Raw genomic sequence first — 16150 nt, 5'->3', positions numbered from 1 at the left:
GCGCCGGCGCTCCACGCAACACGTGCGGGCTTGGCTTGGCTTGGCTCGCCCTACTGTAGTGCCGAGCCATGCTCGGCACATTGTCCACGACAGTCGCGAAGGTTCAGCGCACCGGGGCCTTCGGCCCCAGCAATGCCAGCAGCACATAGACCACGATCGAGGCGATGGTGCCGAGCGCCGCCGGCAACCCGAATGCCCACGCCGAACGGCGCTGCTGGCGCGCCCACTGGGCCAGATGCCAGGCCGCGCCCAGGTTGATCAGCCAGGCAATGACGAACACCGGCCACAGCACCATGCCCACCGCGCGCAGCAGGGGCATGGACACCAGCGCGGCAACGATCGCCGCGATCAGGAAGATCAGGGCCGAGCGGGGATGGCGCGATGTGGATGCGCTCATGCGGCCAACCTGCGCACCATCACCAGCACGCGATAGCTGCGGTTGTCGGCTTCCTGCAGCGGCTTCCAGCCCAGCCGCGCATACAGCCCACCGTCCAGGGCCTCGGTCTGCAGGTAGAGATCGGAAACCCCCATCCGCACCGCCTGCGCCGCTGCTTGCTCCACCAGCGCGCCAGCCAGCCCACGCCCGCGATGGCTGTCGGCCACGAACACGCTGCCCAGCCAATGTTCGTACTGTGGGAACGCCTGCATTTCCCGCCGCTTGAGCTGGACTGCGCCAAGCACCTGACCGTCATCGAATACGGCGATCAGGTGCGGGAAACCTTCGGCGTCCTGTGGCGGATTGAGCCGCTGCAGCTCCTGTTCCAGTGTCAGGCCGGCGTCCTGGCCCCATTCCGCGTGGTACCACTGGGCCAATTGCTGCCGTTCCGGTGCGTCGGCGGGTAGTCCCCTGAATTCCATGGCAATGCCTCGATCCCGATGTCACCCAAGGGGATCATGGACGGCGCCCGAAGGGAAGCCTTCTGTAAAGTCGAGCCATGCTCGACACATCAGGTCATGCGCGAAAGGCAGTCGAGCATGGCTCGACGCTACAAATGGCCCGACGGCAACTCAGCCTTGGGCGAAGTCCTTCAGGATCTCGCCAACGCCGCTGGGCGAGATCTCAAAGCCCAGCGAAGTACCCGGGTTGATCACCACGCCGTAGCCACCCGGCACGCGGCGCAGCACGTCCAGCATCAGCCAGCGGATCTGGTGTTGCGCCTGCTGGCTGTAGACGCCCACCCGCGACGGCTCGGTGAACACCGCCACATGCAGGGTGCCCTGCTTGTCGAACAGCAGCGGGTCGAAGCCGCTGCCGTCCGGGGTGACCAGGCTGCCGGTCAGCAGCACTACCTCGGAAGCGACGAAGGCCTCCATGAAGGCGCGGATCGGCACCGCCCCGTCCATCGCCGCCTTCAGCAGGGTTTCGATCGGGGTCTGCGGGGCGAGGTCGGTCATGGCGATACGGCGGGGCGTGAGGGGTGCCTATTGTGCCGGATGCGGCCAAACCCGGTAGTGCCGGCTGCTGAACGGCGGCATCCAGCACGTAGACCTTCACGCCGTGCGCGGGCACGTCGGCCTTCAGCGGACCGTTCACCTGCAACGAACCGCCGTCCAGCGCATCACGCCAGCGGCCGGCCTGAACGAAGCGCGTCACGCTGAAGGTCTTCGTCTGGTCACCCTTGTTCAGCAGCACCAGCGCGGTCTGCGCCACCTCGCCATGCTGCAGCACGCGGAAGAACACTGCCTCATCACCCTGCAGGCGCTCATTCACCTGCAGGCCGCGCTGCAGCGCCGGGGTGACTTCGCGCAGTCGCGCGATACGCTGCAGCGGCGCGAAGATCGGGCTCTTCGGCGCCGCATCCACACGCGGCTGGCCGAAGTAGGCGCGGTTGCCGGCGTGCTCTGCGCGGCCACGCATGAAACCGGTCTCCGAGCCGTAATAGACCACCGGAATGCCACGCGCGGTGAACAGCCAGTTGTGCGCATCGATGAAACCGCTGTCGCTGGCCTGCAGGCGCGGCATGTCGTGGTTGTCGTAGAAGCTCATCAGCTCGTACGGATTGGCGTACGGTCCGTCGCTCAGGTGCAGCGGCTCGGCCAAGGTCTCGAAGCCCTTGCCGGCGGTGCCGAAGGTCTGCTCCAGTGCACCGCGCAGCGGGAAGTCGAGCACACTGACATTGGCGTTGGCCGGCCAAGTGTGCTCGGCAATGGTCGCCGCGTTGTAGTCGAAGGCTTCGCCAAACATGAACATGCCCGGATGCTCGGCGCGGATGCGCTTGACGAAGGCATGCCACCACGGGTGCGGCAGCCAGCCGATGGTGTCGATGCGCAACGCGTCCACGCCCTGCGCGGTCCACTGCAGGTAGGCGCCGACCAGGTAGTCCATCACCGCCGGATTGTCCTGGTTGAAGTCCGACAGCTCGGCCAGGTTGCCGTCGAAGATCGAACCGTCATTGCTGTCGACCGGACCGATATTGTTGTAGAACGCGTGCAGCGGGTTGTGCTTTGGATCCAGTTTCTGCGGCGGCAGGTTCTGGTGGTCGGCAATCAGCGTTCCGTCCTTGTCGAAGATCTGCCCGAACTGCGGCTGCCGCGTCGGCATGGTCCAGGCCGGCGAACCGTGGTTGCCCACGATATCCAGCACCACCTTCAAGCCAGCACCGTGCAGGCCCTTGGTCAGCCCGGCGAAGTCCAGGTCCCTGCTCGGCAGGTGCTCGTCGAGCTTGTAGAAATTGATGCCCCAGTAGCCGTGGTAACCGGTCTTGCCACGATCGGTCAGCGTGCTGGTACAGCTGATCGGCTTGCTGCCGGTAAAGGCCTCGTCCGGGTTGTCGACGATGGGCGTGATCCACACCGCACCGAAGCCCAGGTTGCGGATGTACTGCGCATTGTCGAGCACGCCACGGAAGTCGCCGCCGAGGTAGCCGATGTTGCCGTCCACCTTGTCCGGGCATGGCACCGGGATATCGAAGGTGCGGTGCGCGCCACCCTGGTCACGATGGTCGTTGGACGGGTCACCGTTGACAAAGCGGTCGGTGACCACGAAGTACACCGCATCGCTGGCGAACGGCTCGGTGGTGCCGACGTAGTCCGGGCGCGGCGCGGCCGCGGCCTGGCCGGCGAACAGGGCAAGGGAAACAGCAACAGCCAGGACACCACGCATCACACCACCTCCGGACGGGACGGAACCCGCAGCACGCACAAGCCGGCCAGGAACAGGCTGCAGCCGCCCAGCACCAGCACATGCATCGGCTGGCCACCCAGCCATGCGCGCAGGGCAAAGCCAAGCGCGCTGGCCGCCACCAGCTGCGGGATCACGATGAAGAAATTGAAGATGCCCATGTACACACCCATCTTCGACGCCGGCACGCTGTCGGACAGCAGTGCATACGGCAACGACAGGATCGAGGCCCAGGCAAATCCCACACCTACCATCGACAGCAGCAGCCAGTGCGGGTCGCGGATGAACATCAGCGAGACCAGGCCGGCGCCGCCCAGCCACAGGTTGACCAGGTGGCTCCAGCGCAGGCCGATCGCACGCACCATCGGCGGAATCAGCACCGCCGCCAGCGCAGCGAAGCCGTTGTAGGCGCCAAACAGCACGCCCACCCAGTTGGCACCTTCGTTGTAGGCGGCCGACTGTGGATCGGTCGAACCGAAGTGGGTACCGGCCACCGCAGCGGTGGTGTAGATCCACATGGCGAACAGCGCGAACCACGAGAAGAACTGCACCCACGCCAGGCGGCGCATGGTTACCGGCATCGCGCGCAGGTCGCCGACGATGGCGGCCAGCATATGCGTGGCCGGCAGCGCGCGCGCCGCCGCCAGCAGCAGGCCGTAGCCGGCGCACAGGCCGGCCAGCACGTACAGCATCCTGTCGCCTTGCCGCCAGGTGATCAGCAGCGCCAGCAACACACCCAACCCAAGCCACAGGGTCACCCGCGTCCATGAAGCCGGGCCGTTGATCGCGGCCGCCGCGTGATGTTCCGGTGGCTCGGCATCATCGAACCCGGCCAGCTCCGCCGGTGAATATTCGCGGGTGCTGACCACCGTCCAGGTGATCGCCGCGAGCAGCACCACCGCGCCGAAGTAGAACGCATAGCGCACAGTGTCGGGCACTTCCCCGGCGGCCGCGGTGTTGGCAACGCCGAAGTGGGCCAGGATGAATGGCAGGAAGCTGGCGACGATGGCGCCCACGCCGATGAAGAAGCTCTGCATCGCGTAGCCGGCCGGACGCTGGCGTGGCGCCAGCTGGTCGCCGACAAAGGCACGGAACGGCTCCATCGATACGTTGATCGAGGCATCCAGCACCCACAGCGTGCCGGCCGCGATCCACAGCGTCGGCGAGTTCGGCATCACCAGCAGCGCCAGCGTGGTCAACACCGCACCGATCATGAAGTACGGACGACGACGACCCCAGCGGGTCCAGGTGCGGTCGGACAGGTAACCGATCACCGGTTGCACCAGCAGGCCGGTCAGCGGCGCGGCAATCCACAGCCCGGGTACCGCGTCGATGTCCGCACCCAGCGTCTCGAAGATGCGGCTGGCGTTGGCGTTCTGCAGGGCGAACCCGAACTGGATGCCGAGGAAGCCGAAACACATGTTCCAGATCTGCCAGAACGACAGCTGCGGTTTGGCGGGACGATTCATCGTGCACCCTCTTCCATCGCCACCGGCGCCACCGTCAGCGCCTGCACCTGGGCCTGGTTGAGCACGCCCTCGCGGCCGCCCTTGCCACCGGTGTAGTGCGCGAAATGTTCAAGCGCGCTCATGTTGAAGCCCTCTTCAAGCGCGACCGTGCGTTGCCCCTTTGGCACCGTGAATGTTGCCGAGGTCGAGTCCTGCACGGCCACGCTGTGCGGCAGCGTGACCGTATGCCGCTGCAACGGCTGGCCCGGGCACTGCAGCACCAGCTGCTTGACCGCAGCCGTGACGCCGGTGTTGATCGGTCCGTTCGGGTTTCGATATTGCAGGCGCAGGCGAACCTGCGCGGCCTTGGCCGAGGTGAACTGCCAGCGCTGCGCACCCTTCAGCACCTGCTGCGGACCGACGCAGACCATTGGGCTGTGCAGCGATTCCAACGCGCCTTCGCGTCGGGTCAGGCTGAGGCAATGCTGCAGCCCATCGTCGCTGATCTGCACCTGGCCATTGCTGGCGACGACGGCCCTGCCGTCCTTCCACAGAACCTGCCCGGCTTGCACCGGAACGTTCCAACCCGTGCCCCTGCGCAGGGCCTGCGGTGTCGCGGGTGTTGCGGGCGCACGCGCGTTGGCATCCGCAGTCGTGGCAGCGAAGCCTGTTGCTGCCGGGGCAGTCACCAGCTGCACCGTGGTGGTCGTGCCGCGCGTGGTGGTCCTGCCCGCCACCAGCAAGCCATCGCCCACGCTCTGCGGACGCTCCAGCACATAGCGCTTGCCAGTGACTTCCAGGCTGATGCTGCGCTGCGTGCCGAACAGTTCCGGCACCAGCGCGGCCGGCAGCTTGGGCTGCACGCGGCCATCGTCCTGCACGCCGAACACGCCTTCGACCACCATCGACAGATACCCGGCCACCGACCACAGCTGGCGTTCGGAGTTGACCACCGGGCCGCTCAGCGCGCCTTCCTCGACATGCACGGCCTGGCTGACCAGCTCGTAGTTCTCCATGTTGGAACCGGCCAGCGCGGCGCCCCGCATCAGCGAACGGATCTCGGCGGCGATGCGCGGCGCATCGTCCAGCTGCCGCGCCGCACGCAGCGAGTAGGCGCTGACAAACGGCCAGATCGCACGGTTGTGGTAGATCGGCTGCTGCGCTTCCTGCGGCCAGACCACGGGGCTGCCGGCTGGCCCCATCGGGTAAGCAGCCAGTGCACGGCGCGCGCGCTCGGGCGGCAGCACCCCGGCGAGGATACCCAGCGACAGGCCAAGCAGATCGACCTTGGCGTACGGCACCGGGTGCGCGGCTTCGCCGATGTAGCTCATGTACTGGCCGATATCCTCGCGCCAGAAGCGCGCATCGATCTGCTGCGCCAACGCATCGGCCCACGCCTTGTAGTCGGCCGCGCGGGCGTCGCCGTGCTGGCCGGCCAGGCGTTCGGCCAGGCGCAATGCCTGGTAGTGCAGCACGTTGGTGGACAGTGCGTAGGAATCACCGATGAAGCGCACGTCCTCGCGGGTCCAGTCCGGATAGGTCTGCTCGCGCCAGTCCAGGAACGAGGTCTCGCCACGGTACAGGCCCACCTGCGCGTCGAACACCATCGCGCGGTCCTGCGCCAGCGTGCCCTTCAGCGCCTGCCAGACCTGGTCGGCAAACGCGCGATCCTCCAGCAGATGACGTGCCGCCAGGAACCACACCACGCGATCGCTGCTGATCGGCCAGCTGCCACCGGAACCGGTGTCCTGCGCCACGAACAGGCCGGGCGTGTGCCCGTCGCGCGCCGCCGACAGCTTGAACTGCAGCGACTGCCGCGTGCGTTGCGGGTCCAGCCGCGCCAGCGCCAGATCGGCGGCGAAGCTGACATCGCGGGTCCACACATAGGGCCAGCGCGCGCCGGTCTGGAAGCATTCGCACGGCACCGGCCGGCCTTCGTCGAAGGCGGGATCGCGAATCGCGTCCACGCGGTCCTGGTCCATCTCCTGCTGGGCCCGCGCGAACAGGGCATCGAACATCACGCTACCGGTCTGGCTGCGCATCGGCATCGGCGCAATACGCACCTCACCTTTCGGCGCATGCAGCACGAAGCTGCCGTTGGCAGCGGCTTCGGCGCGCGCATGGCGGCCGTCGAATTGCAGGTCGGCCGCCTGCGCGGTCGATCCCAGCGCTGCCCCCAGGGCAGCGGTCAGGCAAATGATCTTCAGCATCGAAGCGGCGGACCGGCTTGCGCCCGTCGGCCTCCCTCCCTCTCTGCACGCGTTGTAGGTCCGCACCGTCGTTGCCGGCGGGCGGGCGCGGCCCCTCCCTCAAGGTGCCTTGGCCCCATGGTAGACGCGGGGCTGTCGGCTGCGTCCAGCTGCATACGTATTCATGGCGCCACGCGGTAGCGCGCCTGCTGCGCTGGCTTATGGTCCGGGTCTGCCAACGGCGCCTTGGGAGGGGAAATGCCGATGCCACACACGGTTGTACGCGCGCTGTTCGCGCACATGTTCGGCCTGGCCCTGTTGGGCGCGGCCACGCTGGCGCAGGCCGCGCCACAGGTCGCCAGCGTCGAATCACCCGGCAAGGTGCTCAAGGTCAGCCTCGTGCTGGACGGCGGCACCGTCCGCTACCGCGTCCAGCGTTTCGGCGAGCCCGTGGTGGAGGATTCGAAGCTCGGCTTCGCCCTGCGCGACGGCCGCCTGGACCGCGATTTCGCCCTGCTGGGCCAGCAACGACGCAGCGTCGATGACCGCTGGGAGCAGCCGTGGGGCGAGCGCCGGCTCACCCGCAACCACTTCAACGAGCTGACCGTGCAGCTGGCCGAAACCACCGGCGGCAAGCGGCGGCTTGATGTGGTGTTCCGCGTCTACGACGATGGCGTTGGCTTCCGCTATGTGTTCCCCGAACAGCCGAACCTGCGCGAAGCCATCATCGATGACGAGCTGACCGAGTTCGCCATCGCGCAGGATTCCACCGCCTGGTGGATTCCCGCCGGCGAACCGATCCACTACGAATACCTGTACCAGCGCACCCCGCTGCGCGAAGTGCCGCTGGTGCATACGCCGATGACCCTGCGCAGCCGCGATGGCCTGCACGTGGCGATCCACGAGGCCGCGCTGGTGGACTACGCCGGCATGTGGCTGCGCCGCACCGAGGGCCAGCGCCTGCGCGCACAGCTGTCACCCTCGGCCGAAGGCTGGAAGGTGCGCCGCACCCTGCCCTTCGCCACGCCGTGGCGCACGCTGCAGATCGCGGACCGTGCCGGTGGCCTGGTCGAATCGGACCTGATCCTCAACCTCAACGAACCCAATGCGCTGGGCGATGTGAGCTGGGTGAAGCCGGCCAAGTACCTGGGCGTGTGGTGGTCGATGCACCTGGACAACGAAAGCTGGGCGACCGGACCGAAGCATGCGGCCACCACCGCCAAGACGAAGAAGGTGATCGACTTCGCCGCCGCGCACGGCTTCCGTGGCGTGCTGGTGGAAGGCTGGAATCCGGGCTGGGACGGCATGTGGGTGGGCAATGGCTACGACTTCGATTTCACCCGCGCCACGCCCGATTTCGACATTGAAGCGCTGTCGGCGTATGGCCTGAAAAAGGGTGTGCACCTGATCGGCCACCATGAAACCGGCTGCGCCATCGAGCACTACGAGGAGCAGCTGGGCGCCGCGCTGGACCTGTACGCACGGCTGGGCGTGGACCAGTTCAAGACCGGCTACGTCTGCGACGACGGCCAGGTCGACCGCCGCAATCCCACGGGGGCCCCGCTGTGGCGCGAGTGGCACGACGGGCAGTTCATGGCCCGCCACCATCTGAAGGTGGTGCAGGAAGCCGCGCGCCGGCACCTGTCGGTGAACCCGCATGAGCCGATCAAGGACACCGGCCTGCGCCGCACCTATCCCAACTGGATCTCGCGCGAAGGCGCACGTGGCATGGAGTACAACGCCTGGGGCCAACCGCCGAATCCACCCGAGCATGAGGTCAACCTGGTGTTCACCCGGATGCTGGCCGGGCCGATGGATTACACCCCCGGCATCCTCAGCCTGAAGGGCCGCCACGGCCAGGCCATCCCCAGTACGCTGGCCCGCCAGCTGGCGCTGTATGTGGTGCTGTACAGCCCGATCCAGATGGCCGCCGACCTGCCCGAGCACTACCTGCAGCATCGCGAGGCATTCCGTTTCATCGAGGACGTGGCGGTGGACTGGGAGCAGAGCCGCGTGCTCGATGGCGAAGTGGGCGACTACGTGACGATCGTGCGCCGCGACCGCAACAGCCGTGACTGGTTCCTCGGCAGCATCACCGATGAGCACGGCCGCGTACTGCCGGTGTCGCTGGGCTTCCTGGAGCCGGGCGTGCGCTATCGCGCCGAGATCTACCGCGATGGTGAAGGCGCTGATTTCCGCAGCAACCCGTTCGCGTTCGCACGCGAAACCCGCGAGGTGACCAGCGCCGATGCACTGACGCTGGTGCTGGCACCGGGCGGTGGACAGGCCATTCGCTTCACGCCGCTGTGAATGCCCCGGTAGTGCCGGCCGCTGGCCGGCAAGCCGGCGAACGTGATTGCCGGCCGCTGGCCGGCACCACCGCAAGCAGGATCTGAAAGCGATTACACCCCTGCAAACGCCATTGAATACGTATGCAGGGTGATTCCCGCGAAGAATGCGCTGCCTACCATAGCGGCGACGACAGCGGCCACCGCGTCGCACGTTCACGGCACCGCCGGAACGCTCACAAATCGATCTGCAACATTGCCTGGGAGGGGAAAATGTTGAACCACAAGCGCAGTGCGCTGAGTCTCGCGCTGGCCGTTGTGCTGGCGCCGACGCTGGCGTCGGCACAGTCCACGCAGAGCACCACCACGCCGGCCGGCACCGCCGCCACCAACCTGGATACGGTGCAGGTCACCGGCATCCGCCGCGGCATCGAGAACGCGATCGCGATCAAGCAGGACGCCACTTCGGTGGTCGAGGCGATTTCCGCCGAAGACATCGGCAAGCTGCCCGACGTCAGCATCGCCGAATCGATCTCGCGCCTGCCCGGCCTGGCCGCGCAGCGCGTGGCGGGCCGTGCGCAGGTGATCAGCGTGCGCGGCCTGTCGCCGGACTTCGCCACCACCCTGCTCAATGGCCGTGAAGTGGTCAGCACCGGCGACAACCGCGGCGTCGAGTTCGACCAGTATCCATCTGAACTGGTCAACGGCGTGACCGTCTACAAGACCCCGGATGCGGCGCTGGTCGGCCAGGGCCTGTCGGGCACCATCGACATGCAGACCGCACGCCCGCTCAGCTTCGGCGAGCGCGTGATCGCGGTCAGCGGCCGCTACCAGAAGAGTTCGCTGGGCCGCGCCGCCAACGTCGATCCGTATGGCAACCGTTTCAGCGCCAGCTACATCGACCAGTTCTTCGACAACACCCTGGGCATCGCCATCGGTTACGCACACAGCGACATGCCGATCCAGGAGAACCAGGTTGGCCTGTACGAGCCGTGGACCACCGAACACACCGACAAGGGCGAGCGTCGCGGAATCGCGCCAGGCACCTACTTCACCGATGGCATCAAGGCGCTGCGCCGCACCGGCAACAACAAGCGCGACGGCGTGATGGCGACGATCCAGTTCCGCCCCAGCAACAGCTGGACCAGCACCTTCGATGCGTTCCACACCGAAGCCGAGCAGATCGACACCGCCAACCAGTTCGAGCTGAGCCTCAGCGGCAACGGCGAAGACGGCAATAACCCCAACGCGATCCTGCCGGTGTTCAGCAATGTCGGCCGCAATGCCGATGGCAGCTTCACCGGTGGCACGATCAGCAATGCGTACCCGCTGGTGCGCGGCATGTACAACAAGCGCAAGGACAAGATCGATGCGTTCGGCTGGAACAACGAGTTCAACGTCGGTGGCGTGAAGCTCGTCGCCGACCTGAACTACTCCAAGGCGACCCGCCGTGAGATCAACCTGGAAAACAACCTGCAGCTGGTGCCGCGCCCGCAGTTCGACACGATCGGCCTGGTGGTGAACAACAACAGCTTCTCGCAGATCACGCCGGGGCGTGACTACTCCAATCCGGACAGCCTGTTCCTGACCAACACGATCTATGGTTCCGGCTACGGCAAGGTGCCGGAGGTCGAAGACCGCTTGAAGGGCGCCAAGCTGGCGGCGACGCTGCCGGTTCCCGAAGCCATGTCCAGCTGGTTCTCGGATGTGGACGTGGGCGTGAACTATGCCGACCGTCGCAAGCAGAAGGCCCAGGCCGAAGGCAACATCCTGCTCGGTGCCCAGGGCGAATCCACCATTGCCCCGGACCTGCAGTACCGCCCGGTCAACCTCGGTTTCGCCGGCGTCGGCTACATCCCCTCGTGGAACGTGCCGGCAGCCGTGGGTCGCTACATGACCTTCAACCCGGTCGACAACCTGGACTATCTGATTCCCAAGTCGTGGACGGTCGAGGAGAAGATCACCACCGCGTGGGCACGCCTGAACATCAACACCGACATCGGCGTGGTCGGCGTGCGCGGCAACATCGGCGTGCAGATGCAGCACACCGACCAGAGCTCGGACTCGCGCTACTGGGACAGCTCGCAGCCGGCTGGCAGCAACATCCAGCCCTTCTCTGCCGGCAAGACCTACAAGGATTGGCTGCCGAGCTTGAACCTGGTGTTCATGTTCCCGCACCAGCAGACGCTGCGCTTCGCCGCCGCCAAGCAGGTCGCGCGCCCGCGCGTGGACCAGATGCGTGCCGGCCTGGAATTCGGTGTGGATACCAACAACGGCCGCCCCGGTGGCAGCGGCGGCAATCCGCTGCTGGATCCGTGGCGCGCAACCGCACTGGACCTGTCCTATGAGAAGTACTTCGGCGAGAAGGCCTACGTCGCTGCGGCCATCTTCTACAAGGACCTGAAGAGCTACGTCTACACGCAGTCGGTGGACAACTACGACTTCAGCGGCCTGCTGGGCAACTACGTGCCGCCGCCGGGCATGACCGTGCCGGTGCTGACCACCGGCACCTTCTCCACGCCGCAGAACGGCAAGGGCGGCACGTTGAAGGGGCTGGAGCTGACCGCATCGTTCCCGCTGGAGATGCTGACCGACAGCCTGCGCGGCTTCGGCGTGCAGGCCAGCGCGACCTTCAACAAGAGCGACATCACCATCCTGGATCCGGAAAGCGCCTCCAGCGTGGGCAGTGACCCGATCAGCCTTCCAGGCCTGTCCAAGCGTGTCTACAACTTCACCGCCTACTACGAGCGCAGTGGCTTTGAAGCACGCGTGAGCCAGCGTCGCCGCTCGGACTTCATCGGTGAGATCGGCAACTTCAACGGCAACCGCACACTGCGTTACGTGGTGGGCGAGAACGTGACCGATGCGCAGCTCAGCTACACCTTCAGCGACAGCAGCGCCCTGCGAGGCCTGACCCTGCTGCTGCAGGGCAGCAACCTGACCAACGAGCCGTACCGCACCTACGCCGGCAGCAAGGACCGCCCGCTGGAGTACATCGAGTGGGGCCGCACCTACATGCTGGGCGTGAACTACAAGTTCTGACCACAGCCGCGTAGTGCCGGCCGCTGGCCGGCAACCCAAAGGGAGCAGGACCGGGAACCCGCTGCGCAGGCAGCGGGTTTTCTTTTGCGCGGATGCCGGCCGATGGTCGGCCAGGCCCACCCACAAAAAAGGGACGGGGCGCTTCGGCCCCGTCCCCGCAAGTACCGCCACCGGAGAAAACGGTCAGCTGCGTCGGGCGCAATACACCGCGCGCGGCGGCAGCTGGAGTTCATTGCCCTGCACCCTGCCCGCATCCGGGCCCGGCACCGCCACCTGCTGCCAGTTGCCCGGCGGCAGCGGATGGCTCACCGCCTCGGCCGACAGGTTGAAGGCCAGCAGGAGGGTTTCATCTGCAAGCATACGCTCGAACAGCAGTACTGGCTCGGCGCTTTCGATGAACCGGATGCTGCCATGCAGGAGCGCCGGCTGGCTACGCCGCCAGGCCAGGAAGGCGCGGAACGCCGCCAGGACCGAGTGCGGGTCGCGCTCCTGCACGGCCACCGCCGCCGCCCGGTGCTCGGCCGGGATCGGCAGCCAGGGCGTGCCTGAGGTAAAGCCAGCCAGCGGAGCGTCGGTCCACGGCAGCGGGGTGCGGCAGCCATCGCGGCCCTTGAAGTTCGGCCAGAAGGTGATGCCGTACGGGTCCTGCAGCGCCTCGAACGGCACCTCGGCCTCGGCCAGGCCCAGCTCCTCGCCCTGGTACAGGCACACCGAGCCGCGCAGCGAGCACAGCAGCGCCACCAGCATCCGCGCCAGACGCGGATCGGCCGGATAGCCGCCCCAGCGGCTGACCGCGCGTTCCACATCGTGATTCGAAACCGCCCAGCACGGCCAGCCTTCGGTCATCGCCGCTTCCAGCCGGGAGACCGTGTCGCGGATGTACACCGCGCTGTAGTCGTCCACCAGCAGCTCGAAGCTGTAGCCCATGTGCAGGCGGCCGTCCTGGGTGTACTCGGCGGTGGTGGCCAGCGAGTCTTCCGACGAGATCTCGCCCAGGCTCACCGCGCCCGGATACTCGTCCAGCAGCGCGCGCAGCTGCTCCAGGAATGGCAGGTTCTCCGGTTGGGTGTTGTTGTAGAAGTGGTACTGGTAGGCGTACGGGTTGTCCGGACTGAAGCCGCGGCCCACCCGCTTGTCCGCCGGCTTGGGCGGGTTATCGCGCAGCTGCGCGTCGTGGAAGCAGAAGTTGATCGCATCCAGGCGGAAGCCGTCCACGCCGCGGTCCAGCCAGAACCGCACATTGTCCAGGGTGGCCCGCTGCACGTCCGGGTTGTGGAAGTTCAGGTCCGGCTGGTCGACCAGGAAGTTGTGCAGGTAGTACTGCTCACGGCGCGGTTCCCACTGCCACGCGCCGCCGCCGAACAGCGACAGCCAGTTGTTGGGCGGGGTGCCGTCCTCGCGCGGGTCGGCCCAGACGTACCAGTCGGCCTTCGGATTGCTGCGGTCCTGGCGGCTCTCGCGGAACCAGGCGTGCTCGATCGAGGTATGGCTCAACACTTGGTCGATCATCACCTTCAGGCCCAGGTCGTGCGCCTTGGCCAGCAGGCGGTCGAAGTCATCCAGGTTGCCAAACAGCGGGTCGACATCGCGGTAGTCGGCAATGTCATAGCCGAAGTCGGCCATCGGCGACTTGAAGAATGGCGAGATCCAGATCGCGTCGACGCCCAGCGCGGCGATGTGGTCCAGGCGCTGGATGATGCCCGGCAGGTCGCCCACGCCATCGCCGTTGGCATCGAGGTAGCTGCGCGGGTAGATCTGGTAGATGACGGCTCCGCGCCACCATGGATAGTGCGACATCGACAGCCCCCCTCCGGGCATGCGGGACCCGCCGGAAGCGGGCCGAAATCCTGTTCCGGCAAGCTTAGCGGCGGCCTCGCGGGCATGGCGCAACCTGCATACGTATTCACGCAGACGGCAGCGTTTGCGGGGCCGGGAACGCCGGCCAGCCCCGTTTGCGCCCGAATTCACGGCCAGCGCCTATAATCGGTGGTGAGCCTGAAAGCCTGATCGCATGACCATCACCGAAGACACCCGTCCCGCCCTGGGCCTGCCCCAGATCCAGTCGCTTGCCGCGGCCGACATGGCCGCCGTCGACGCCCTGATCCGGCGCCGGCTGTCTTCGGACGTCGTGCTGATCAACCAGATCGCCGACCACATCATTTCCGCCGGCGGCAAGCGCCTGCGCCCGATGCTGGTGATGCTGGCCGGCCACGCGGTCGGCCAGGCCGGTCCGGAGCACCACCAGCTGGCGGCGATCATCGAGTTCATCCATACCTCGACCCTGCTGCACGATGACGTGGTGGACGAATCCAGCCTGCGCCGTGGCCGCAGCACCGCCAACGCGCTGTGGGGCAACGCGCCCAGCGTGCTGGTCGGCGACTTCCTGTACTCGCGCAGCTTCCAGCTGATGGTCGAGCTGGAGCGCATGCCGGTGATGCAGATCCTGGCCGACGCCACCAACCGCATCGCCGAGGGTGAAGTGCTGCAGCTGCTGCACGTGCACAACCCGGATACCGACGAAGCCGCCTACCTGCGTGTGATCGAGCGCAAGACCGCGGTTCTGTTCGCCGCCGGCACCCGCCTGGGTGCGCTGGCCAGCGGCGTGGACGAAGCCACCCAGCAGGCGCTGTTCGACTACGGCATGCACCTGGGCTACGCGTTCCAGATCGCCGACGACGTGCTGGACTACTCGGCCAATGCCGAGGAACTGGGCAAGAACCTGGGCGACGACCTCGCCGAGGGCAAGGCCACGCTGCCGCTGATCCACGCGATGGCCCACTCCGACGACGCTACCCGCGAACGCCTGCGCACCATCGTGCAGGACGGCGACGCCTCGGCGATGCCGGAAGTGCTGGCCGCGATCCGCGCCACCGGCGGCCTGGAGTACAGCCGCGCGCGTGCCGAGGAATATGCCGAAGCCGCCGAGCGCGCGCTCGATGGCCTGGGCGACAACGATGCCGTGGCGGCCCTGCGTGGCCTGGCGCGTTACGCGGTGCAGCGTTCGCATTGATGGGTTGAGGTGTGCCGACCAACGGTCGGCACCCACCAAACCGGCGTTCCGGAGGGTGCCAACCATTGGTCGGCACGGAAACGCCCGCATTGACCGCATCCGGTAGTGCCGGCCGCTGGCCGGCATTCCCGATGACATCCGCAGCATCATGAGGTTGCCGGCCAGCGGCCGGCACTACCGCTGCGCGGATCAACGTTTCTCGAAGCGCTCCTCGAAGAACTCATCCAGCGCCTTCCACGCGCGCTTGGCCGCCCGCTCGTTGTACTGGCACCCCGGCGGGCTGTTGGCATCGCGCTCGGCGAAGCAGTGCACCGCCCCGCTGTAGTTGGTGAACTCCCAGTCGACCTTGGCCGCGTTCATTTCCCTCTGGAAACCGGCGATATCCTCGGCGGTCACGCTCCTGTCGTCGGCACCATTGAGCACCAGCACCGACGGGTGACTGCCACCGGCCTGCGCCAGCAGCGGCGAACCCAGCCCGCCGTGCAGGCTGACCACACCGGCCAACGGCGCACCTGCACGGGCCAGCTCCAGCACCGTGGTGCCGCCAAAGCAGAAGCCCACCGCACCGATCCGGCTGGCATCGAGCGGCACCTTGCTGGCCTGCGCCTTGAGCACGTTCACCGCTTCCAGCGCGCGTGCGCGCAACAGTGGCCTGTCGTTGCGCAGCTTGCTGGCCACCGGCCCGGCCTCGGCATCGGTCTTCGGCCGCACGCCCTTGCCGTACACATCGGCCACCAGCACCACGTAATCATCGCCGGCCAGCTGCTTGGCCTTCTCGATGGCCGACTCGTTCACACCCTTCCAGTTCGGCACCATCACCAGCCCCGGACGCTTGTCGTTGTCGCCATCGTCATAGACCAGCACGCCACTGAAGGTCGTGCCCTGGTGTTTCCACTCCACCGGCTGCGTCTTCATCGCCGCCCACGCCGGCATCGCCGCCAGCCCCAGCATCACCGCCACACCGCATCGCCAACGATTCATGCGCCTGCTCCGCAAGAAAAAGGGGACGGAGGGGATTAAGTCGTATTCGCCCCTCCCGCGTCGCATTCTGC

10 protein-coding genes and 1 pseudogene are annotated in these 16150 nt (G+C 66.9%); 3 read left to right on the top strand and 8 right to left on the bottom strand.

The annotated features are described in order from the left end of the window. Window positions 1-103: 103 nt before the first annotated feature. From O0K41_RS02310 to O0K41_RS02285, 6 genes and pseudogenes are all read right to left on the bottom strand, one after another. Entirely contained in the window at window positions 104-397 is a 294-nt protein-coding gene (locus O0K41_RS02310; protein WP_049448648.1) for a hypothetical protein, read from the bottom strand. Continuing rightward, window positions 394-858: a GNAT family N-acetyltransferase gene (locus tag O0K41_RS02305; RefSeq protein WP_049448646.1), complete on the bottom strand. Its 465-nt coding sequence runs from the start codon at window positions 856-858 to the stop codon at window positions 394-396. Before O0K41_RS02305 ends, O0K41_RS02310 begins: the two co-directional genes overlap by 4 nt. Before the next feature lie 150 nt (window positions 859-1008). Further along, a complete protein-coding gene (locus tag O0K41_RS02300) occupies window positions 1009-1395 on the bottom strand; it encodes an SseB family protein (protein ID WP_005412550.1) in 387 nt (128 codons plus the stop codon). Between the two features lie 55 nt (window positions 1396-1450). Continuing rightward, window positions 1451-3103 (bottom strand): annotated as a pseudogene (locus O0K41_RS02295) (alpha-amylase family glycosyl hydrolase); the annotation flags it as partial. Then, on the bottom strand, window positions 3103-4590 hold the full coding sequence (locus O0K41_RS02290; protein ID WP_012479383.1) for an MFS transporter: 1488 nt from the start codon (window positions 4588-4590) through the stop codon (window positions 3103-3105). The gene O0K41_RS02290 and the pseudogene O0K41_RS02295, both read right to left, overlap by 1 nt. After that, the gene (locus O0K41_RS02285; RefSeq protein ID WP_308304427.1) at window positions 4587-6779 is read right to left on the bottom strand and encodes a Six-hairpin glycosidase-like protein; all 2193 of its coding nucleotides are present in this window, start codon (window positions 6777-6779) and stop codon (window positions 4587-4589) included. Before O0K41_RS02285 ends, O0K41_RS02290 begins: the two co-directional genes overlap by 4 nt. 237 nt (window positions 6780-7016) lie before the next feature. Between O0K41_RS02285 and O0K41_RS02280 the strand changes: the two genes are divergently transcribed. Together O0K41_RS02280 and O0K41_RS02275 are read left to right on the top strand one after the other, a co-directional pair. After that, on the top strand, window positions 7017-9068 hold the full coding sequence (locus tag O0K41_RS02280; protein WP_164221481.1) for a glycoside hydrolase family 97 protein: 2052 nt from the start codon (window positions 7017-7019) through the stop codon (window positions 9066-9068). A 251-nt stretch (window positions 9069-9319) separates the two neighbouring features. After that, window positions 9320-12088 carry a TonB-dependent receptor gene (locus O0K41_RS02275; RefSeq protein WP_164221483.1) on the top strand — a complete coding sequence of 923 codons (2769 nt, stop codon included), beginning with the start codon at window positions 9320-9322 and terminating at the stop codon, window positions 12086-12088. A 183-nt stretch (window positions 12089-12271) separates the two neighbouring features. On the opposite strand, the gene O0K41_RS02270 is transcribed toward O0K41_RS02275, so the two are convergent. Further along, window positions 12272-13885 (bottom strand): alpha-glucosidase, encoded by a 1614-nt coding sequence (locus O0K41_RS02270; RefSeq protein WP_164221485.1) that lies wholly within the window; start codon window positions 13883-13885, stop codon window positions 12272-12274. 214 nt (window positions 13886-14099) lie between these two features. Between O0K41_RS02270 and O0K41_RS02265 the strand changes: the two genes are divergently transcribed. Further along, window positions 14100-15098: a polyprenyl synthetase family protein gene (locus O0K41_RS02265; RefSeq protein ID WP_005408451.1), complete on the top strand. Its 999-nt coding sequence runs from the start codon at window positions 14100-14102 to the stop codon at window positions 15096-15098. A 189-nt stretch (window positions 15099-15287) separates the two neighbouring features. Here the strand turns inward: O0K41_RS02265 and O0K41_RS02260 are convergent, their stop codons facing one another. After that, window positions 15288-16079, bottom strand: coding sequence for a dienelactone hydrolase family protein (locus O0K41_RS02260; RefSeq protein ID WP_149500778.1), 792 nt, complete (start codon window positions 16077-16079; stop codon window positions 15288-15290). Between the last annotated feature and the right edge of the window lie 71 nt (window positions 16080-16150).

Source organism: Stenotrophomonas sp. Sm2128, assembly GCF_030985535.1.
Classification (GTDB): domain Bacteria; phylum Pseudomonadota; class Gammaproteobacteria; order Xanthomonadales; family Xanthomonadaceae; genus Stenotrophomonas; species Stenotrophomonas maltophilia.
The sequence above is the reverse complement of the archived record's forward strand: the minus strand, read 5'-3'. Positions and strand labels throughout refer to the sequence as shown.